This window comes from Rufibacter latericius, assembly GCF_003721515.1.
Taxonomy (GTDB): domain Bacteria; phylum Bacteroidota; class Bacteroidia; order Cytophagales; family Hymenobacteraceae; genus Nibribacter; species Nibribacter latericius.
This window is the reverse complement of sequence record NZ_RJJD01000013.1, coordinates 117,725-138,111: the sequence shown is the minus strand read 5'-3', so window position 1 is coordinate 138,111 and position 20,387 is coordinate 117,725. Positions and strand designations below refer to the sequence as shown.

Here is a 20,387-nt window from a genome sequence, read left to right as displayed (position 1 = left end):
CTATGCAAAGGTGATCCAAAACGCATTCGTGGCAGGTAGTGAGGAGGGGACGTGGGGGAAAATGGCGCGCTTTTCCCAAGACATGCTGTGCACCATCGACCGGGGTGGCAGGTTCCTTCAGGTAAACGAAGCCAGCAACCTCATCCTGGGCTACGAGGGGCGTGAGCTGAGGGGCCGCCATTTCTCCGAGTTCGTACACCCCGAGGACCTTCCCCGGACAGCGGAGATCATCGCCGAGGTGATGGGCGGTTCCACCCACAACAACCTCGAGATCCGCCTTGTCCACCGGGACGGACAGGTCAGGTATTCCCTGTGGGGCGGAGCATGGTCTGCAGAGGACGGAGCGATCTACGCCATCGGGCGCGACGTTACCGAGCTAAAAATAAGCAGGATAAAACTAGAGGAGAGCGAACAGCGCTATAGGGCATTGTTCGAGCACAACCAGGACGTCCTCTTCCTGGAGAACAGCAAGGGAGTAGTCATCGATGTGAACCATAGCTTCTGCGAGGCGTTCGGCATCCCAAGGCAGGAGGCGATAAACACCCGAGTCCCCTCCTTCCTGCCAGCCACGATGGCCGCACAGTCGGAAGAGGGATTCCAGGAGGCGATGGCCGGCAGGACCATGAGACGCACCCTTGAGTTCAGTTCCGAGCGGGGAAAGGAAAAGGTATTCGACGTACTCAAGTCCCCGCTCACCGTGAACGGGGAAATCATCGGGGTTCAGACCATCGCCAAGGACATCACGGCCAATGTGCGCTCCTACGAGACGATCAAGCGGCAGGCAAGCAAACTCAGCACCATCTTTGAGAGCATCACCGATGCGTTCCTGATGGTGAAGCCAGACTGGGTCCTCACCTACCTCAATTGCGAGGCGGAGAAACTGCTGAGCCTCGACAGGGAGACGGCGCTGGGGAAAAGCCTGCTGGAGATCTTCCCAGAGGAGACAGGCGGCGAATTCCACGCCCAGTACCTCTATGCCCTGGAAACGGGGAGGGCAGTGGACTTCACCGCTTCCCTCAGGAGGTTGAACCTTTGGCTCAGGGTAAAGGCGTTCCCCTCCACCGAGGGGCTGTCCGTCTACTTCGAGGACGTCACCGAGCAGGAGAAGGCAAAACTCGAGCTGGAGAAACTGGCCCTTGTCGCCAGCAAGACCAGTAACGGCGTGATGATCACCGATAACGAGGGCAGGATCGAGTGGGTCAACGATGGGTTCACCAAACTCACAGGGTTCGCGCTCCAGGAGGCGGTAGGGGTGAAACCCGACTTCCTGATGCGGGGCAGGAACACCGACGAGAACACCATAGGGCGCATCTACGGCAGGCTGGGCCAGCCAGATCCCTACAGGGAGGAAATCCTGATCTGTGACAGGTGGGGCGGGGAGAAGTGGCTGGAGCTGGATGTCACCCCAGTGCTGGACGGGACCGGGGTGGCGGTGAGACAAATCAGGATCCAGACCGACATCACCGAACGGAAAAAGGCCCAAAAGGAGCTGGAGAAACTCTCGCTGGTAGCCAGCAACACGACCAATGGGGTGATCATCACCGACCGGGAGCGGGTGATTGAGTGGGTGAACGATGGCTTCACCAAGCTCTACGGCTACAACTTGGAGGAGGCGGTCGGCAAGGGGCCGTCCGAGCTGCTGCACAGCCCCAGAACCGACAAAGGGATTTTCTCCGCGCAGGAGGCAAGGCTTCTGGGCGGGGAGCCGATCTCCTTCGAGGTGCTGAACCTGCGGAAAGGCGGGGAGGAGGTGTGGGTGTCGGTGGAGATTTCCCCCGTGTTCGACCATACCGGAGAACTTTCCCGCTACGTGGAGGTACAGACCGACATCACGGCCCTCAAACGTTCGGAGCAGGAGCAGGCAAGGCTGGCAGGTGACCTCTACCGGCAGAACAGCGACCTCCAGCAGTTCACCTACATGGTCTCCCATAACCTCAGGGCGCCCGTGGCCAACGCCCTCGGCCTGGCGGAGCTTCTGGCCGGTACCGGCAGGGACTCCGACCGGTTCGCCCCTACCCTCTCGTTCCTCGGCCAGAGCGTGCGCAAGCTCGACGAAGTGCTCAGAGACATGAACACGGTGCTCAGCATTAGGGACCGGAGAGGGAACCTTGAGCGCGAGGACGTGGATATCAGGGAGGTCATCGTGCAGGCGCAGTCCACCCTCAAGGGGGAAATGGCCCTTGCGGGAGGCAGGGTGGACATCGGTGTCGCGGAGGGCCTCCGGGTGAAGGCGAGCAAAGCCTACCTGTTCAGTATCTTCTACAATCTCCTCTCCAACGCCATCAAATACAGGTCAGGCGAGCGAACGCTTTCCGTCCAGATCAAATGCCTGCAGAGTGCCGACCGGGGAACGATCATCCATTTCTCGGACAACGGCTCGGGCTTCGACATGAAGAAGGCCAAGGGAAGCGCCTTCAGGCTCTACCAACGGTTCCATACCGCCAAGGAAGGCAGGGGCATGGGGCTGTACCTGGTGAAAGCCCACGTGGAGGCGATGGGCGGGCAGGTGAAGGTGACCAGCAGAGTCGGCATAGGCACCAGGTTCCTTGTCTTTTTCCCTCCTAACTAGTCAAGGGAACCTTCCCTACTAGTAGGTCGCCTTAGGTATGGAATCCAATCCTCCTGAAGACCCCTCCAAGACTTGGAAGTTCACCGCCTCCTTCCTTCGACCCTCAGGCATGCCCCCGGACTTCGGACCCAACATGGCCGCTTGCCCGCCTATGCCATTTCCTCACAGAAATAATAAATTTACATTATACATATAAGTATTTGTATTAAACAAATGATGTTTATACATTAGAATAAGTAATTGCACTCCCACCTGAAAACAGCCAGATCCCCGGCCTGCCTGCGCGCAGCCACAGCTGTTCCACCGATAGGCTTTCCTCACCAAACCCATATAAGGATGGAAACAACGGAGATGAGCCGGCTGGTGGCTCCCTACCTTCAACCCGGCAAGGTGCCCGCCCTCTCGGCGGACTACCTGGAGTTCCCGCTGAATGACCCGGGCGAGGGCCTGCTGGCCAACGCCTACTACTTCGGGCACCCAGAGTGGGCCGAGGAGTACCTGACCTACTGCCACCGCAGCGAGGCCTACACCGGCCGCTGGAAAGCCGCCCTCGGGGACTGGGCGGGGAAGGTGGTGGTGGACATCGGCTGCGGCCCGGGCAACGTCTACGCCTCGCTGGGGGGCGAGCCCGCCCTGCTGATCGGGGTGGACGTGGCCCCGGCCTCCCTGCGGCTGGCCAAGGGGCTGGGCTACGCCACGGTGCTGGCGGACGCGACGGACCTGCCCTTCGCCTCGGGCTTCGCCGACGTGGTCACCCTCAACGCCACGCTCCACCACTGCCAGGACATGGGGGCGATCCTGCGGGAGGCGGCCCGGCTGGTGAAGCCCGGCGGGCTGCTGGTCACCGACCACGACCCGCAGCGCAGCGCCTGGGACTACCGGGGGCTGGCCAAGCTGCTGTGGAACGCCCGCCTGGTGATCTACAAGGTTATGAAGCACAGCTTCCACAAATCGGGTGACCAGCAGGCCCGGGCCCTGGCCTCCGAGCTGCACCACCAACCGGGCCACGGCGTCACGGAAGGGTTCTTCCAGGGCATCCTCGGGCCGCTGGGTTTCGAGGTGCGGGTCTACCCCCACAACCACGAACTGGGGGCCGAGGTGCTGCAGGGGCAGGCGGGCCCGGCCGAGTTCAAGTACCGCCTGGGCACCCTGCTCTCCTACCGCAACCCCAACGCGAAAACCAGCGCCCTCACCCTGATGTGCGTGGCCCGTAGACCCGCCATCGATGGTCTCCGGGAAAGCCCGTCCGCCGCGGAGAAGGCGGAAAGCGCCTCCCCACAGCGGTGACTGACGCCAAGATTACATCCTGCTGGACCTCCACTTGCCCGTGATGGACGGCTTCGGGTTCCTGGCGGCAATCAGGAACAAGGCCCCAATGCCGCATACCCCTAAGGTGATCCTTCTCTCCTCCTTCGAAAATCTCCAGGACCTGGAGAGAGCCGGCAAGTTCCAGGTCCGGGGCTTCGTCAGCAAGCCGCTCTCGGCCAAAACCCTGGAGATAGTCCTGCTTGGCGCCGCCCAATCGCCCAAGGGAGTGCTTGATGAACGGAGGCCGGTGCCCGGCACGGGTCTTACCCGGCTGACCCCAGGCCTAGGCCGAAAGCCTCCCCGAACCACTCCACCCATGGAATCCCCCTGCGGATAGGGAGGCTCCCTTGCCTTTTGGGAAGGCCTGGTACTATCAATGGGTAGGCAGATAGGAGGCAGATAGGCCTCAGCCTCCCGCCTCCTTCAGGGAACTAAACGGAATGGGTTCCCCTTCCCCGTCCTTAACGAATCGCGAGATGTGTTTTCCCCTACCGCTGAAGGTAGGAAAATCAAACATGCCGCCGGGTTGGGGGCGACATCTTTCGAAAGGCTCTCCCCCTCCCACCGAACCATGGACAATCCCCAATCCCAGCGGTCACTTGTGGCTGGAGAATGCCCCAGCAGCTCTTTTGCGGTGACCGAGAGCTTTGGAGACGGAGACCTCTGCGATAAGGCCTGCCTTCCTTTTGGCCCTGACGCCGGGGAACGCCAGTCTTCCCGTGCACCGAAAGTGTCTTTTTATTCCGCCCCATAAGTCCGTGCTTCCGATGATGGATACCTTGGCTTCTGCGGAGTGAGGCCGGGCCACAATGGAAAACCGCACACCTTTTGGGGTATGCGGCCAATTGGGTTCCCTCAGCGCGCGAGCGGGTATGAGGCCTTGAACCAACTGCTAATGAACACGGGTTACCTAGTAGTAGGTCATACCCCTGGGAGGGCGCCAAGTTTCGGAGATGCCCGAAATATCGGGTTTGAACCAAACAATTAAGGGTTCACCAAGGGGATCCGATTGTCTCACCAGGTATTTTCCCCTTACTGTAAAATCCTCTGAGCCGAACCTGCCCAGGGCGTGCCTCTAGGCCTGGTAGAAAGAACTGGAGCCTTCCGCCTTGCCATCGCCTCTTGTGATGGAGTAATGACCTGATCCCCGCAACCGCCTGCTGCCAGCAAGCCTACCTTTGGGCTTCCGGGGAGTGGTTTCTTTTTTTATCTTTGGGGTAAATAGCCAAGCCATGCCGTTCAGGAAAAAGAGCAACGAGGAATTAAAGCGGATCCTCTCCAGGGTCGAGGGACTGGGGGACGCGTACGGGGACAATGGCCATGCCCTGGCCGAGCACATGGGGGAGGCGCTGCTGGTGCTTGGCGCCTTGGCCAACCAGGGCTTCACCGAGGACCACCTGGACCACATCATCAATTACTGCCGCTCCCGGGTGGAGTACGCGCTCTACCTGGTGGAGCGCGAGGAGCGGGAGGACGCGCTCCAACTCGCCAGGCAGACCCTCCGCTATTACCTCAACAGCAGCCAGCTGGGGACCGGCAGCGAGGTGGAACTCTGAGGGCGCGGAAAGGGTTTGCCTCGGGAAGACAAATCCCGAGATGCGCCCGAACGAGAACCGATTTCTAATGCTGGGCCTCCTGCTCCAGGAGGCCAAAGGGTACCAGGCGAAGGAACCCGGCGCCGAAGCTACTTTCGCCTTGATCGATCAGGTCAAAGGTGTCCTCTCCGTCCTAGGGGAATGCGAGTGGAAGGAAGAGGCACCCGTCCAGGTTTTGGATGCTTTCGGGAGGCTGTCTGCCGCCGAGGGGCTGGTAAAAGAGGGGAATATCCCCCTGGCCGTCAGGATCACGAAATTAGCCCTCATGCACCTCATCGCCAAAGAGGCCTTGTTCAAATAGCAGAGCCGGTCTCGGCTTGCGCCGGCCCATGCCCCATGGGTATCCCCGGAAGCCAAGCATGCGGGCAGGTTCCATTGGCTGATTCGGATTTAAAGGCTGGGACCAAGCCTTCCCCTAGGCCAGGAGCCAGGCTAGCGCCTCCTGCTCGGAGGCGAAGCACTCCAGCCGGTAGGGGTGTTTCCCTTGCTGGTGCATGTCGGAGATGATCATCCGCTGGAGGGCGTTGCCCCCGACCACCGAGGCCATTTTCCGGAGGGAGCAGTTGGGGAGCAGGTTCTCGATGTAGAACCGGCTCCAGTCCTTCTCGTCCTGGGAGATCAGCCCCGCCTCCAGGTTGTTGAACAGCATCAGGCGGAACCCGCGCTTGAGGACCTGGTCGCAGAAGTGGGAGATAGCGGCCTGGTACTCCATGGCCGAGGGTTTCTTCCTGAATGTCAACCGGCCCAGGCCGTGTTGGGAGGAGCACTCCAGGACATAGCTGTCCGAGGAGGCCAGTACCTCCATTCCCTGCGGGTCCATACCCTGTGATTCCATCATGGTCGTCTTTTGGCTGCTTTGTTTGCGCGTTCTGCCTCTGTTGGAGGTGCCGGGGGAGCGCGAATATACCAAATAATCTCACCAGAGTGAAATGGAATGGATCATGGGATGTGTGAGCTGGGGTACGGTTTCCATCCGGAGAGCCATTCCCCTCCTTGGAAGACAAGTCTCCGATAGGTAGGCCCCGAATTTCGGGTTCTCGCCCTATGGGCCCGGGCAGGTGGTATACCATCAGGGACATGGACGGGAACCACCACCATCTGCTGCTGCTCTGCGGTCTCCCGCTGGGGCACACGGTGCTCGGCTAGGTCGCCCTAGCCATGGCAGGCTTCCGGCACATGCGATTCCCCGAATCCTTGATCACCATCTAGGAACCGAAGGGCTATCCTGTTTTGCTCTTGTACCTGTCCCAGAAAGGTTTTGCGGAATAAAGAGGTTCATCTGCTTAAATCTCTTAACCCTGATGCGCTTCTGCACGTGAATACCCCTGAAGAACAGGAGAAGATATAGTTAATATCGCTTCCAGTCCCAGGCCTGGTTTCCGGAAAATGGGTCTGGATCGAAAAATACCTTATTCATGCTGGCGCCACTGGATGCTGGCGCCACAGGTTTTCAGAAACCTTATCCAACTTAAAGTCAAAGATCCAACTAGCCCTCCTTTTCCTTCTCATACAGAAAGGGCTGTGCCGAGGTCCGACGCAGTCCTTTCTGAATGCATTATGGCTGATGTTATGTGAGAATCAGGTTCGCGGGGCCAAATTCCTCGTAATGGATGGCCTCGGGCTTTACTCCCATTGCGGCCAGATCCTTGAACTGCTTTTTGATGAACGGGGCCGGACCACAAACGTAATAGTCGGCGTCCTGTAGAACCGCCTGGTCTCGTAGTTTGCTTAGTTCCACAATTCCCTCGTTGTACCCTTCCACCTGCATTTCCCCGTCCAGGGAATCATAGAAGATGTGCTTCTTGAGCTTGCCGTGGCGGGCTTCCAGGGTGGTGAGCGGCTCCCGGAACGCATGGACTTTCCTGTTGCGGCAGCCGTGCACCCAGACAATCTCCCGGTCACTCTCCGTATCGGCCAGGTACTCCAGCATGCTCAGCAGTGGGGTCTGCCCCACCCCGCCGCTGATGAAAACCACTGGGGTATGCTTTTCGGTGTCCAGGAAGAAGTCTCCGGCAGGAGGCGCCACCTCTATGATGTCGCCCTCCTGTACCTTGTCATGCAGCCGGTTGCTGATCATGCCGTTGGGGTTGTCGGCGGCCCCTCTTTCCTTCTTCACCGAAATGCGGTAGTAGTTGCCGTTTGGGGCACTGGAGAGGCTGTACTGGCGGGGTTGGAAGAGGTTCAGCTCGGGCAGGAACAGTCTGATACTGACGTACTGCCCCGGCTCGAAATCGGCCACCTTTCCGCCGTCAGCGGGGTACAGGTAAAAAGAAGTGATTTCCTCAGACTCCTGCTCCTTCTGTTTCAGGATGAAAGGCCGCCATCCGGTCCATCCTCCTTCTTTGGCCACGGAGTCATGGTACAGCTTCATCTCCAGGCCAGTCATCAGGTCGGCCAGCTGTTGGTAGGCCACCGCCCAGGCCTCTATCAGTTCCGGTGTGGCGCCCTCCCCCAGCACTTCGCTTATGGAGGCCAGCAGGTGCTTGCCCACTATGGCATAGTGCTCTGGCCTAATATCTAGGCTCACGTGCTTGTGGCCTATCTTTGTCACTGCTGAGACCAGGACAGAGGGGTCTTCAATGTTTTCGGCATACGCCAGCACCGCCATGGCCAAGGACAGCTGCTGCTTTCCGCTCCCCTGGTTGCCTAGATTGAAGACATTCTTCAACTCAGCGTTGTGCCTGAACATGCGGCTGTAAAAATGGGTGGTGAGGGCCACCCCATGCTCACGTAAAATCGGCACCGTGGTCTTTATCAGTTCTCTCTGCTCAGATGTTATCATACACTCATGTGCTAAATGGAGGAATAAAATTATAGTACGCAGCAGGGATTTAAAATGATGGGGATCATCTTAATGAAAGATTTAAGTTCTGCCAATCGCTTTCGCCCGTGCCTACCTTTAGCCATGCCCAGCCTAGTTGAGGGTGCCTGAGCACTCCACATAGGCTGGGCTTAAGTCTCTATCCTTTCCCAATGCTAAAACCAACTATCATGGAACCCATGGATACCGTCACAGAAGTATTGAGCAAACTCAAGGAGGAGGGCTATACCGTAGACTTCAACCTGGACAACAACTGTATCGTGTGCCACGGCAACTCGCTGCAGCTCCATCACAATGAATATACAGTGGATGCTTCTTATCGTTTTGAAGGCATCTCTGACCCCGGGGACGAAGCCGTAGTGTATGCCATCTCATCCGCGAAGCACCGTATAAGGGGCATCCTTGTGGATGGATACGGGATATACAGCGATAATGCGGTGTGGGAAATGGTGAGGGGGTTGAAGGAAAAAGCAAGCGCTGGCTCAGCAAACCAAGCCCCTTTAGCCTCTACCTAAGGGAATACACCAAGCAAGGACACCTGCACCCTTGAATGACATCTGCCGCCGCAGATGGACTGGACTTACCTCTAGCGGCCGATAAAGGGAGGCAAATTAGTAGCGCCTGGTTCTGTTTTAGTAATTCTTCGGGTTCTATTGCAGTCATTATGCCTGCTATCCTTCCTCCTTCTCCGCCATCTCCTATGCCAATGCAAACTACGCCCAGCCTCCCCCTACAACAGCAGGAGTAAACGTGGCTGCATAAGCATCCAAATTTTAGTCTTTCTCAGCGAACTAGCCAGAAACGTCCTACACTGAGGTTAGCTCCCTAATAGAAATTAGGCTACGGGAGCCTGGGCCAAAAGTGGCAGGCTATAGGCCTGCTGCGGGGCATAGAAACCAAGCTGCGGTTTCGTGTGCTTTTAACTAAGGGTTCTCACCAGTTCATCTCTGATAGGTTGGGAAAAGCATCAGATTCATCTTCATACGGACGCTCCTGGAGGTTCCTGAAGGCACCTGAAGTCTTTCTCTACTTAAATGTACAGAGATTGCCCTTCGCCAAGGGCATCAGCTCCTCAAAGCCAACCTAGTCTGAGTCTGCCCAGGTAGCTGCCATAACAGAGGGCACAGCCACTTCAATGGTGTTGTTGGTGAGGGAAGCGGTCACCAACTGCGCTGCCGGATCTCTAACTACGGCATGGAAAGTGTTTGCTCTGGCCTAGGCCCAAGGTGGGATTTGGTCTCCACGGTACCTTCTTGCGCCAATTGCTCCACTTTCCCCTGCATTGGCCGCAAACGGAGGGTGTTCTACTGCAGTCTTATCTTCATACCCAATGTATGTCTAAGTAATTCAGCCTCCTTCTATGTGCCGGATCTAGAAGTTTAACGATAGAGCCCCAGTTCCCCAGTCTCTACCGATACCCTTTTTGAAGTTAAAGGTTTCCTGTTTCATCTCCCGTTGATTCAGGAATTTGATTGTGCCTGAATGGGGTTTGGCCCCTGTTTTTTTAACCTAGTATGCTGAGAAAGCCTCAAAATAGGTATATATAGATGAACACTCCTGTTCTGGTGGTGTCTACCCAAGCGGTGTCCATTTTGGCTACGCTTCTGTCTCCGCACCTGCCTTTTCCCGCAGAGCGCACTATCTTTCGGGCGTCATGGGGTACATGCTGGGCTGCATGCTTTATATTATATTGATCACCCTTATCTTTTATCGCCTCACCTTCTTCAATTTGCAGTGCCTCTCCTAATTGGATCAGCATGGGTGCGGTGGCCATTACCACGCTCTCAGGCGCCACCTTGATTCTGAATATCAGTAGCACCACCGGTTTTCTTGACTTTGTACCTTTCCTGAAGGGCTTCACCCTTTTCTTCTGGATCATCAGGACCTGGTGGATTCCCATCATCGTCATTCTGGGCATATGGCGGCATGTGTCCAACCGTCTCCCCATCTTCTACCACCCGCAGTACTGGGGATTGGTGTTTCCGTTGGGCATGTACACGGTCTGCACTTGGCGGCTGGCATATGCCCTCCAACTTCCGTACCTGCAAATTATTCCCACCTACTTCATTTACCTGGCGTTTGTGGCTTGGGCCTATACCTTCCTGGGACTTTGCATAAACCTGGTGAAGACCTTTGTCCCTAGGCACCATTCAGGGAAGGGAAGTAATTAGAAGTCGATCCCCGATTAATATCCAACGTCCCCATCCGTCTGGGTGGATGCTTATAGGGCACTTTCAGGAAAACAGCCTTTAGAACAGGATACCTACATTGACAGGGGATGAGCGGGTGCTTAAATCAGGATAGGTATGGGGTTACTCTCTTATAATATTAAAAACAACGACTGAATCCCTAGGAAGATTTGCCAGTAATTGCCTTGTAAAGGGTATGTTTGTTCTCCTTCCCTAAGTCAACTCTACTCCGCAGGCTTCTGCACATTGGTGATAAAAAATTCACCAGTGTTGATACCGTCCACTAAGTTCTGAATGGTCTTATCGCTGAAGGTAGTGAGTAATTGCCGCCGGTAGTGCTGGATATCATTATGCAACGGGCAAGGATGGGTGTCTGAGCATTCCTTCATGCCCATTCCGCATTTTCTAAAGGCCTCCAATCCGTCAATGGTACGGACTACCTCCAGAATGCTGATATCATTGGCGGAACGGTGCAGGAAGAAGCCGCCGCCCGGGCCTTTCATAGAGGCTATTATCCCTTTACGGGCCAGGTCCTGCAGAATCTTACCCATGAAATGAGTAGGCAGTTCCAACTCTTTCGCAATCTCTTTGATTCCTACCCGCAGGCTTCTGGCATCATTCAAGGCAATGTACACAATCGCCCGAAGGGCATATTCCGTGGTCTTTGATAGCATCTGTTCTGTCCTTGCCTCTCCTACTTTATGGAAGTAAAGGTATCACATCTTATCCAGTTGCCGCCTTCCTTCGTCGGTAATCAATTCGGGGGACCACATAGGCCACCATACCAGTTCCACCTCAATCCCGTGGGTAGGAAACATTCTTTTCAGGATTTGCTGCGTGGCAGTGGTTATGGTGCCGCTCATGGGGCAGCCCTTGGTGGTAAGGGTGAGTTCAATGTAGATCCGCTCTTCCTCTGCTGTCACCTTGTAAACCAAGCCAAGGTCAACAATGTTGATGCCGATCTCAGGGTCTATGATGTATTTCAAGGTTTCCAGCACTCGCTCCAGAGTATCAGGCGCTTTGGTTTCCATAGGTAAAGGGTTTTAAGTCAGAAACTTTGTGCAACAGCAGGTGAAACACGTTCACGGTGTAGAGTACCGCCGCTATGGTTAACACAATGGCACCCACCAGTATCACGGTCGGCTCCCGCAGCAGTACGCCTGCCACCAACCCCACAAACCCCAGCAGGTAACTGATGTTCTGCCAACGCAGCAAGGTGTGGCTGTACAGGTCTTTGGGAAGCGGGGTCTGGAACCTACCCACCAGGTCTTCATAGGCGTGCATCCAGACAATGAAGGGAAGCGTCTTGAACGTCTGCCCCAGAATCAAGGCCGTAACAAAGCCCAGAAATATGGAAAGGCCATACACCAGGTACAGGCTGGACATCACCGCGGCGGGCAGCTCTATTTGGCTGCTCACCACCAGCACCAATACCAAAGGCACCACCAACAGGGCCAGCGCCACAAAGGTCTGCTGCATGCCCAAGTCAATGTCTGTCCGTTGCCTGGATTTCTTCGCTTCACGGAGGAAAAGAAGGAACGCACCCACGCCCCCTACCACCAGGGCCGCATACAAGGGGAGAAACCTTGTGTGTACGAACAAATGGTCAAAGATGAACAGCACCAGCCCCGCGTTGATGAGGTTGTAAGACCAGTTCAGGTGTTTGGTGCCCTCTACGTGCGCCAGCAGGAACATAGGAATCAGTTTGGACCCAACCCCTATTATCAAAAGCAGAAACCAACCGGCCATTCCGATGTGGGCGTGCAGTTTCAGGTAGTGCACGTGGTCCTGGGGCAGAAATGGCGTTGAAAAGTTCACCGCCATCAGTAACCCAATAAAACCGGTGAGCAAAAGCCAGGCCGCCGACGTCAATATAAAATCTGCCTCTACCGTCCACTTAGGTGCTTTCCTGGCCGTCTGGAGGATGTTGATGTTGAAGAGCAGAAAGGAAATCAACAGGCAGCAGGCCGCCAGATGCATGGGCAAGCCCACCTGGAAAAACCAGAAGGAGTACGCCAGCAGAATGGTACCCGTCCCTAACAACCCGAACGTCCAGAGGGCCAGCTTCTCACTGTAGAGTTTGCCTTCCAGCACTACCGGCAGCAATTGGTACAGTGCCCCGAAGATGGTCATGGTCGCCCAGCCCAGCACTGCCACGTGGGTCAGCGTCAGGAGCTTGGGGTGAAAATAGTGGCCGCCAAAGGCATCGGTGGAGAAGAGCAGCAGCAACGTGAGCGTCAAAAAAGAAAGGGCGGCAAAGGCATAATGCGGCAACACTACCCATTTGCTGGGGGAATTGGAGGCGGTTGCGGTACTCATGGCTTTAAGGTTTATAAATGAGCAGATACACTTCCCCGGGACCTACTTCTTTTATGGCTACCTGAAAGCCCCTTTCCTGCAACTTGGGGAGCAGGAACTGGGGCACCCGCTGATGGGTCACGTGCAAGGCTTTCCCGAAAGGCAGCCCCTCCAGTTCCTTGAGAATAGTAACCATAGGCAACGGCATTTCCAATTGGCGCACGTCAACCTGCTTCAGGTTTCCTGCATACTGGGCCAGGCTTTGTTCAAAGTCACCAGTCCATTCGGCGCTCGCCAAAGTAGAAGAAACCGTCCCGGCACCTTTGCGCCAGAAGTAGGTATAGACCAGCTCCGGTGACTTCACCTCTGCGAAGCTGACATAGCCGCGTTTCTGCAGAATCTGAATAAGCGGTGTGGGCTCAAACGTGTTGAGAATGACCAGGGCGTTCTGCCCGTTCACTTGCTCAACCGCCTTCATGATGCTCAGGAACGGGTCATTGCCAGCGGCAATATCTTCGCGCACATCGAGGTAGAGGAAGGCATTTGGGGGCAGCTCTTGCAAGAACACCGGAAAAACAAAAGCTGAGGGTATTACCTGCGGCACCGCCTCAGCAGTTTGCTTTTTCACCTCAAACCCCAGCGGCGCCAGCTTTTCAAAAAAGGCCTCTACCTGGCAGCCACCCATGCGGGCCGCATCGGCTATGGTCACCCTGGAGGCCAGAATCTTGCGCAGCAACGGATTCCTGAGCTTCTCAAAATGCCGGTTGATAGAAACGATGGCTTCAATGGCCGCAGGATTTTCCTTGATTACAGCTGAGATTTTGGTGGTGGCGGCAATTTGCATGGCTAAGCGGCTTTGGCATTGGAAGACCAGAATTCAGGCGTGAATGCGTCTTCCCTGGGTTCGTGTTTGTGCTCCAATAGCTTGGCGGCAAGTTCCAACTCTTCAGCAGGTACTAAGCTCTGCAGGTACGGGAACAGCTCGCGCTCCTCCCAGCGTATGTGGTTGGTGAGGTCTTTGTCCAGTACTTTGAACAGCTCTTTGTTCATGGGACTGCCTTCCTGAATGAGGACTACCAGTGTCTGCAGGAGGCGGTGCTCCTCTTCCAGCCTCAGGCGTACTTCATGGTCTTGGGGTAGCACGCGGGCCAGCAGCCACTCTTCCTCCTGGCAGTGTGCTTTGAGAACGATGTTCCAGAAATAGCGCACGTAGGCGCGCAGCAGTTTCAGGTCAGTGCCTTTTTTGAGTCCCTGCCTAATCTTCCAGCAGAACAACAGACCGAAGTGGTGGTCACGGGAAAGGGGTACCAGACTCTTGTCTCTTTTTTGGGGTGTCACAGTAGCTTTCATGACGTTCGTGGGCAGTGCCCTATTTAAGTTGTGGGAAGTGGGCAGGCCTGCGATGGTCCGCCCCTTCCACTTACTTATAAAACTTCTTTTTCCACTTCTAGCGCCTTAGGGAACAAAATGTTGTTCTCTAAATGAATGTGGCGCTGTAAATCTTCTTCAAACTCCTGCAGCTTGGCGAAAGCCACTTGGTAGGTGGCGCAGGCATCCTCGGGCAGGGTGAAATCATTGGTCAGGGTTCTGATGGCTTCCAATTCGCCACCGGCGGCCTCGTGCTCCATCTCCATCATATTGATGGGGTTCTGAATGCTGCCAAAAGCCGGAGGAGCCACTTTTTCGCCTTTCTGCTTGGCCTCATTCAGTTGCTTGATGAACGGGAACAGCACGCGTTCTTCTTTAGGCATGTGGCTCCCCAGTTCATTGGCCACATTCGCAAAGTGCTTGGCCACCTGCAACAACTCTGGATGGTTGGTGCCATGCACGCGGGCAATCTTGCTGGTGTATTCATACAAGGCCGGAATGGCCTCCCGTACGTACCTATGGTGGATATTCACAATGTAGTCGGCCAGGAAGGAAAGGTCCCAACTGGCAAAGTCGGTTTGAGCCACCGCTGAAGTATCTGGCAAGGCATTCAATTCAAGCTCCACCACCTCAGGGTTAATGCCTTTCTCCTCGCATACCTGGCTGATAGATTTCTTGCCGCCGCAGCAGAAGTCAATGCCGTATTTCTTGAAAACCTGTGCCTTCCTGAAGTCTTTCGCCACCATCTCGCCAATGCTCTCTTCCTCAGTGGTCGTGAGTTTAGAGATTTTCACCTCCCATACCTCAGGGCCTTGCGCCAGGTATTCCCACTTGAAAATATTGCCGCGCTCGCCCAGCAACTGGTAGTACAGCGGCTTAGGGTCATGGTCATTATGGATGATGAAGGCCTCGCCGCCTTTCAGTTCGTCGAACCATTCAAAAATGGTAGGGTGCTTCATGCGCGGCTCCAGCGCGGTAACATCTAAGACGTCTTTGGTTTCAGTAGTTGACATGTTAAGTTAGTAAGTTTGGGTTCTTGTTTCAATCAACACTTCAAAGTTAAAAAAACATTTCAATAATAAAAGACTTAAAGGTATTTTATTATTTTATTTCTACCTTTACTACATCGGCAAATACACTTCTTGTTTGCTGCTGCGATGATGCAAAATTACCACCCACGGTGGGGCCTTCCCCACTGATGCTCGTCATGACGGGCGGCAGATGACTTTGTTAATTTGCCGCAAAGCGAGCAGACGCCCCCGGCCGATGCAGGGGAATCAAAAGAGAAACGGGCCTTTTTCGGCCTGATTTCCCGAAAAGAGGCCGAAAACAGCGGGTTTTTCTGATGTGTTTTGTACAAGGATGGCTGAATGTCACGGTTTATGCGGCCGCCGCAGTATTCGCCGGAACAGAAAGCCAGCCTTCCACTAAGAAACGACTTTCCTGCCTGCCCGGCACTGCCCAAGCAAAATCAGCAGAATTCCCCCTGGCAGCAGGGTGCTGATGCTGAACATCAGTTCATAAAAATAAGGAAGGGCACCAAGCCTGAGCCAGAGAAACGCACCCTGTAGGAAAAGGAGGACCTCGGTACCGGCAAAGGCGGCCAGGAAAAAGCCCATTCCCCAGCGGCCCATGCGGCCCCGAAAGCTTAGCCATCCCAGCCGGAAGAAAAAGGCAAACAGGAAAAGGCTGACAAACCCGATGAGCACCAAATGCAGGTACCCGATGATGAAGAACCGCACCTGAAAGGCCAGCGCGGCCAGGTAAGGGAAGGCCGTCAGAAGTTGCATGCCTGTTTTGAGGACAAAGGCGAACGCCGCCAAGGAGAACAAAGCGCGGTCCCATCTCCCGAACAGGCGCAGGAGTTGCGCGCGCGCGGGCCAGAGCATCTGTAGCAGCAAGGCCAGCGCCACCACCTGCACCGAGGCCGCTGCTCCCGCCGCCAGAAAAACAAGGCCGGCGGGCTTCGTCCAAAGGAAGGAGAGCAGGTAAGCGGGCAGACAAGCCCAGAACATCAGCCTGAAAAAAGCAAGGGCGGTTTTAAAATCAAAGGCAATACCGTGGTGCTCCAGCATCCAGAGCAAAAGCCCCAACACGGCAAACACCAACCACCCGTTGTACTGGAAGTGGAGGTAAAAATAGATGGCGTTGTAGTACATTTCGCTGCCGCTGTGCCCGGTGGCCACGATGGGCGCCATGGCCCAAGGACCTAACGAGGAAAGCGCCAAAAAAATCAAGGCCGCCTTGACCAGCCGAAAGGAAAATCCGTGTTTCCCTTGGCTAACGCAGGCGGTTTTGGCATCCTTTAGAAATTGATAGATAAACCAGTAACTCAGGAGCAGGTGCACCGTGGAAAAGGTAATAGAGCCTGGCGCGTAGCCCTGTATCGGAAAGCTCACCAACATGCCCAGTACCGTGCCCTGCGAGAGCCAGAACTGCCAGGTGTAGGTGGGCTTGTTGCGCAACTCTTCCGGCAAATATGAGGCCAGCAAGGCCACAAAAACCGCGGCATAGAGCCAACCCAGCAAAGCCACGTGCGAATGCGCGTGAAGCAGATACTTATAATTCACCGCCGGTACCGTGCCCACCATCATATACCGCAGCAGAAGCCCCAGAAACGCCACCACCACCAGGTTGGCCAGCGCCACCAAAAACCAACCGCGCTTAGACGAAAGGGTCAAGGCATCACTTTTTGCTGCCGCTGCTGTGTTATTCCCGTCCATTTGTTTTCCTAAGCACTTTGCCTAGGCTCCTCTAGGAGTTAAAAGTAAAGTGCAGACATAGGTTAATAAAAGATATATAACTCTTTTATAGATGACTTTTGTCATTTCCCTTCCTTGGCCCGAATATGACCTTTGGAATGGTAACCGAATGGGAATTCACAATTGCCTAAGTTTCAATTCAACCTTATTGACAACAATATTTACCACTAGCAATATTTAAAATGAGTGGCAAAAGGCGTCTATTCTCAAGTTTCAGGGCGGTAGTACTCCTATTTACCCTGTTTGTATTCTATAGGCTGCGCGCATTTTTTTATACTTAAACTCACTTTTATGAGGTACAAAAAACTCTGGATCGGATTCATTGTCGTTATAGTCGGGTCCTTTGCCGTTCTCGGCTACTATGGTTCTGAAATTTACCGGGAGGCACCGCCCATTCCGGAAAGGGTGGTCACAGCCTCAGGCCAAACCATCTTTACCGCCCAGGACATTATGGATGGGCAAAATGTGTGGCAGTCTACGGGTGGCCAGGAACTAGGCTCCATCTGGGGCCATGGGGCCTACACCGCCCCCGACTGGACCGCTGATTGGCTCCACAAAGAAGCCATGTTCTTCTTAGACCGTTGGGCCCAGGAGGCCAAAGGCACCAACTATGATGCCCTGAACGAGGAAACGAAAGCCATGCTGCAGGCCCGCTTGCAGAAACAGATCAGGGCCAATGGCTATAATTTAGAAACCGGCATACTTACCATCTCCGACCTCCGCGCCGAGGCCATTGCCGGGGTAAGTGCGCATTATACCGGCCTTTTCATGAACGACTCGGCCCTGGCGGAGTACCGCGATGCCTACGCCATGAAAAACAACACGGTAGAGGATCCGGAGCGCATGCGCAAGCTGAACGCCTTCTTCTTCTGGGCCACCTGGGCCTGCGTCACCGAACGCCCCGGTCAGGATATCACCTACACAAACAACTGGCCCGCCGAGGAACTAGTAGGAAACCGCCCCAGCGCCGACCTCCTCATCTGGACCGGCTTCAGCGTGATTGTGCTTATCTCGGGCATTGGTCTGCTGGCCTTTTATTATGCCTCGCACAAAGAAGAGGAACTAGACCACAGCAAACTCCCTAAGGAAGACCCCTTGCTGGGTTTGCAGGCCACGTCGTCCATGCGCGCCACCCTTAAATACTTTTGGATTGTAACCGCTCTCATCGTCGTGCAGATTACGTTTGGGGTGGTTACGGCCCACTACGGCGTGGAAGGGCAGGCCCTGTATGGCTTCCCGCTCTCAGATTTCCTGCCCTACTCCATTACCCGTACCTGGCACGTGCAACTGGGCATCTTTTGGATTGCCACCTCCTGGCTGGCGACCGGCTTGTACATTGCCCCGGCCGTTTCGGGGCATGAGCCGAAGTTCCAGCGGCTGGGCGTTAACTTCCTGTTCATCTGCCTGCTCATTATTGTAGCGGGCTCGCTGGCTGGGCAGTGGTTCGGGGTTATGCAGAAACTGGGCTACGGCGAGAACTTCTGGTTTGGGCACCAGGGCTATGAATACGTAGACATGGGCCGTTTCTGGCAGATTTTCCTGCTGATAGGTTTGTTCCTGTGGCTGTTTCTGATGGTTCGCGCCATCTGGCCCGCGTTTAAAAGTGATGCCGAAGGCCGGCATTTGTTGGGCATGTTTCTGATCTCTTCCGCAGCCATTGCCTTGTTCTGGGCCGCGGGCCTTATGTGGGGCCAGCACACCAACCTGGCCATCGCCGAGTATTGGCGCTGGTGGGTGGTGCACCTGTGGGTAGAAGGTTTCTTTGAGGTATTCGCCACCGTGGTCATCGCGTTCCTGTTTGTGCGGATGGGCTTGCTGGAAACCAAAATGGCCACCGCCACCGTGTTGTTCTCCACCATCATTTTCCTGTTCGGGGGCATTATAGGCACGTTTCACCATCTGTATTTCTCCGGAACGCCTACGTCCGTGATGGCCTTAGGGGCCACGTTCAGCGCCCTGGAAGTAGTGCCGCTGGTGCTCATTGGGTTTGAGGCCTACCATAACTTTACCATCAGCCGCTCCACCACCTGGATCAGAGCCTATAAATGGCCCATCTACTGCTTTATCGCCGTGGCGTTCTGGAACCTGGTGGGTGCGGGCGTGTTCGGCTTCCTAATTAACCCGCCCATTGCGCTGTACTACATGCAGGGGCTGAATACCACACCGGTACACGCCCACACCGCCTTGTTTGGCGTGTACGGGGTGCTGGGTATTGGCCTGATGCTGTTTGTCCTGAAAGGCCTCTCCAGCCGGAGACGCTGGAAGGACGGGGTCATCAGTTTTGCGTTCTGGTCCATCAACATCGGCCTGGCCCTCATGGTTTTGATCAGTGTGCTGCCTATTGGATTGATGCAGACCTGGGCCAGCGTGAAATACGGCCTTTGGTATGCCCGCTCCATGGAATTCATGCAAACTGACGCCATGGAGGTCCTGCGGTGGCTGCGAGTAATAGGTGACACTATTTTCGCGGTGGGCGCTGGTGCTTTGGCCTGGTTTGTCATCGGCCTGAAAACCGGGCATTCGCTGGAAGAAGACGAGGACGTGTCTAAAGACATTCCGGCGCACGAAGAATTGGTAAGCAAATAAAAAGTATTTCCATCTAAAGTAGTTTTCAGGAGCGGAAGCCGTTCTAGGCCTCTTTCCCTGAAACCATTACGGGAAATTCAAGCTCTGATTCTGCCGAAGTCAAAGACCACGACAGTGCTGTCTAAACTTTTGAAGTGACTTTCGGTGTTTGCTTAGGCGGGAGAATCCAACAGCCCAGTACCGCCCTCCGGAACTGCCATAACTGACAGAATAACTTATTTTGCTACCCCTCAGGCCGAAAACAACTAAAGACAGTTGAAAGCCAACACCACCAGAGTAAACAGCGGTAACCGATCAGACCTTGCCTTCGGCTGAGGCTAGTATCGGTTATCGCTTTTATAGGCATTATTTGGAATGGCGCTGGTATTGGCCCGGGGGCAGGGCCAGGCGGTTGCGGGACTTGGCGGCGGCTGTCAGGTCATTGCCCCTCAGCACTTTCACATCCGCTAGCATAGGCATCAGGTACGTGTGCAGCATGTCGTGTGGCGGGCCTTTCATTTGGCAGTCGGCAAACACTTCCTTGAACCCATGCTGCAAACCCTGCCCCAGCTCCTTTAAGGCAGGGAATCGGTTTTGGCTGCTTGTTGGTGCCGCAGGTTCGCTTTGGTGGCCTCATCTGCTTTCCAGCGCTCTTCCCGTTCAGCGCAAGGCCATGGGTGGAAGCAGGTTCCGCATGGGCGGCATGGGCGGTTTCCGGACTGGTTGCGGGAGCATCTGGCGAGGTGCAGGGCAGATGCGGACCAGCTAAAGAAGCTACTATCAAAAGGGATTCCATAAAGCAAGGGCTCTGGGAACACATTCATTTGAAACTGTTTACCCAGTAGTGCCATCTTGCCTTAAGGGATACAATGGCACCCATCATGCTGTGCGAGGCCACCTCTCCACCAACAT

General features: G+C 55.2%; 19 protein-coding genes. 8 read left to right on the top strand and 11 right to left on the bottom strand.

The features are described from left to right. Positions 1 to 61 precede the first annotated feature (61 nt). From EFB08_RS17370 to EFB08_RS17350, 5 genes are all read left to right on the top strand, one after another. Positions 62 to 2,569, top strand: coding sequence for a PAS domain-containing sensor histidine kinase (locus EFB08_RS17370; RefSeq protein ID WP_227006393.1), 2,508 nt, complete (start codon positions 62 to 64; stop codon positions 2,567 to 2,569). 336 nt (positions 2,570 to 2,905) lie between these two features. Continuing rightward, entirely contained in the window at positions 2,906 to 3,856 is a 951-nt protein-coding gene (locus EFB08_RS17365; protein ID WP_123128232.1) for a class I SAM-dependent methyltransferase, read from the top strand. A gap of 16 nt (positions 3,857 to 3,872) precedes the next feature. Then, positions 3,873 to 4,214 carry a response regulator gene (locus EFB08_RS24040; protein WP_227006392.1) on the top strand — a complete coding sequence of 114 codons (342 nt, stop codon included), beginning with the start codon at positions 3,873 to 3,875 and terminating at the stop codon, positions 4,212 to 4,214. Positions 4,215 to 5,109: 895 nt separating this feature from the next. Then, complete coding sequence (locus tag EFB08_RS17355) at positions 5,110 to 5,433, top strand: hypothetical protein (RefSeq protein ID WP_125077776.1); 324 nt, start codon at positions 5,110 to 5,112, stop codon at positions 5,431 to 5,433. Between the two features lie 40 nt (positions 5,434 to 5,473). Then, on the top strand, positions 5,474 to 5,773 hold the full coding sequence (locus EFB08_RS17350) for a hypothetical protein (RefSeq protein ID WP_123128229.1): 300 nt from the start codon (positions 5,474 to 5,476) through the stop codon (positions 5,771 to 5,773). A gap of 114 nt (positions 5,774 to 5,887) precedes the next feature. On the opposite strand, the gene EFB08_RS17345 is transcribed toward EFB08_RS17350, so the two are convergent. Continuing rightward, a complete protein-coding gene (locus EFB08_RS17345; protein WP_125077775.1) occupies positions 5,888 to 6,310 on the bottom strand; it encodes a hypothetical protein in 423 nt (140 codons plus the stop codon). A 729-nt stretch (positions 6,311 to 7,039) separates the two neighbouring features. Continuing rightward, a complete protein-coding gene (gene hmpA / locus EFB08_RS17340; RefSeq protein WP_227006386.1) occupies positions 7,040 to 8,254 on the bottom strand; it encodes an NO-inducible flavohemoprotein in 1,215 nt (404 codons plus the stop codon). Positions 8,255 to 8,463: 209 nt separating this feature from the next. Between hmpA and EFB08_RS17335 the strand changes: the two genes are divergently transcribed. Then, on the top strand, positions 8,464 to 8,808 hold the full coding sequence (locus tag EFB08_RS17335) for a phosphoribosylpyrophosphate synthetase (protein WP_123128227.1): 345 nt from the start codon (positions 8,464 to 8,466) through the stop codon (positions 8,806 to 8,808). A 1,013-nt stretch (positions 8,809 to 9,821) separates the two neighbouring features. Here the strand turns inward: EFB08_RS17335 and EFB08_RS23575 are convergent. Next, entirely contained in the window at positions 9,822 to 10,067 is a 246-nt protein-coding gene (locus tag EFB08_RS23575) for a hypothetical protein (RefSeq protein ID WP_123128226.1), read from the bottom strand. Between EFB08_RS23575 and EFB08_RS17325 the strand changes: the two genes are divergently transcribed. Next, positions 10,060 to 10,464, top strand: coding sequence for a tellurite resistance/C4-dicarboxylate transporter family protein (locus EFB08_RS17325; RefSeq protein ID WP_165864948.1), 405 nt, complete (start codon positions 10,060 to 10,062; stop codon positions 10,462 to 10,464). The two genes, EFB08_RS23575 and EFB08_RS17325, sit on opposite strands and share 8 nt — an antisense overlap. Positions 10,465 to 10,706: 242 nt before the next feature. Here EFB08_RS17325 and EFB08_RS17320 read toward each other — a convergent pair whose 3' ends face one another. The 7 genes from EFB08_RS17320 to EFB08_RS17290 form a co-directional block, all read right to left on the bottom strand. After that, complete coding sequence (locus tag EFB08_RS17320; RefSeq protein ID WP_123128224.1) at positions 10,707 to 11,156, bottom strand: RrF2 family transcriptional regulator; 450 nt, start codon at positions 11,154 to 11,156, stop codon at positions 10,707 to 10,709. 42 nt (positions 11,157 to 11,198) lie between these two features. Further along, positions 11,199 to 11,513: a metal-sulfur cluster assembly factor gene (locus tag EFB08_RS17315; RefSeq protein WP_123128223.1), complete on the bottom strand. Its 315-nt coding sequence runs from the start codon at positions 11,511 to 11,513 to the stop codon at positions 11,199 to 11,201. Further along, positions 11,494 to 12,801 (bottom strand): hypothetical protein, encoded by a 1,308-nt coding sequence (locus EFB08_RS17310; RefSeq protein ID WP_123128222.1) that lies wholly within the window; start codon positions 12,799 to 12,801, stop codon positions 11,494 to 11,496. Before EFB08_RS17310 ends, EFB08_RS17315 begins: the two co-directional genes overlap by 20 nt. Positions 12,802 to 12,805: 4 nt before the next feature. Continuing rightward, positions 12,806 to 13,624 (bottom strand): DUF2249 domain-containing protein, encoded by an 819-nt coding sequence (locus EFB08_RS17305; protein WP_123128221.1) that lies wholly within the window; start codon positions 13,622 to 13,624, stop codon positions 12,806 to 12,808. Between the two features lie 2 nt (positions 13,625 to 13,626). Next, the gene (locus EFB08_RS17300) at positions 13,627 to 14,130 is read right to left on the bottom strand and encodes a hemerythrin domain-containing protein (protein ID WP_123128220.1); all 504 of its coding nucleotides are present in this window, start codon (positions 14,128 to 14,130) and stop codon (positions 13,627 to 13,629) included. A 74-nt stretch (positions 14,131 to 14,204) separates the two neighbouring features. Then, positions 14,205 to 15,161 carry an iron-sulfur cluster repair di-iron protein gene (gene ric / locus EFB08_RS17295; RefSeq protein WP_123128219.1) on the bottom strand — a complete coding sequence of 319 codons (957 nt, stop codon included), beginning with the start codon at positions 15,159 to 15,161 and terminating at the stop codon, positions 14,205 to 14,207. A gap of 414 nt (positions 15,162 to 15,575) precedes the next feature. Beyond that, positions 15,576 to 16,871 carry a hypothetical protein gene (locus EFB08_RS17290; protein ID WP_123128218.1) on the bottom strand — a complete coding sequence of 432 codons (1,296 nt, stop codon included), beginning with the start codon at positions 16,869 to 16,871 and terminating at the stop codon, positions 15,576 to 15,578. A 330-nt stretch (positions 16,872 to 17,201) separates the two neighbouring features. Between EFB08_RS17290 and EFB08_RS17285 the strand changes: the two genes are divergently transcribed. Continuing rightward, positions 17,202 to 19,496 carry a nitric-oxide reductase large subunit gene (locus tag EFB08_RS17285; protein WP_123128217.1) on the top strand — a complete coding sequence of 765 codons (2,295 nt, stop codon included), beginning with the start codon at positions 17,202 to 17,204 and terminating at the stop codon, positions 19,494 to 19,496. 345 nt (positions 19,497 to 19,841) lie between these two features. Here EFB08_RS17285 and EFB08_RS23570 read toward each other — a convergent pair whose 3' ends face one another. After that, positions 19,842 to 19,994 (bottom strand): hypothetical protein, encoded by a 153-nt coding sequence (locus EFB08_RS23570; RefSeq protein WP_165864947.1) that lies wholly within the window; start codon positions 19,992 to 19,994, stop codon positions 19,842 to 19,844. Between the last annotated feature and the right edge of the window lie 393 nt (positions 19,995 to 20,387).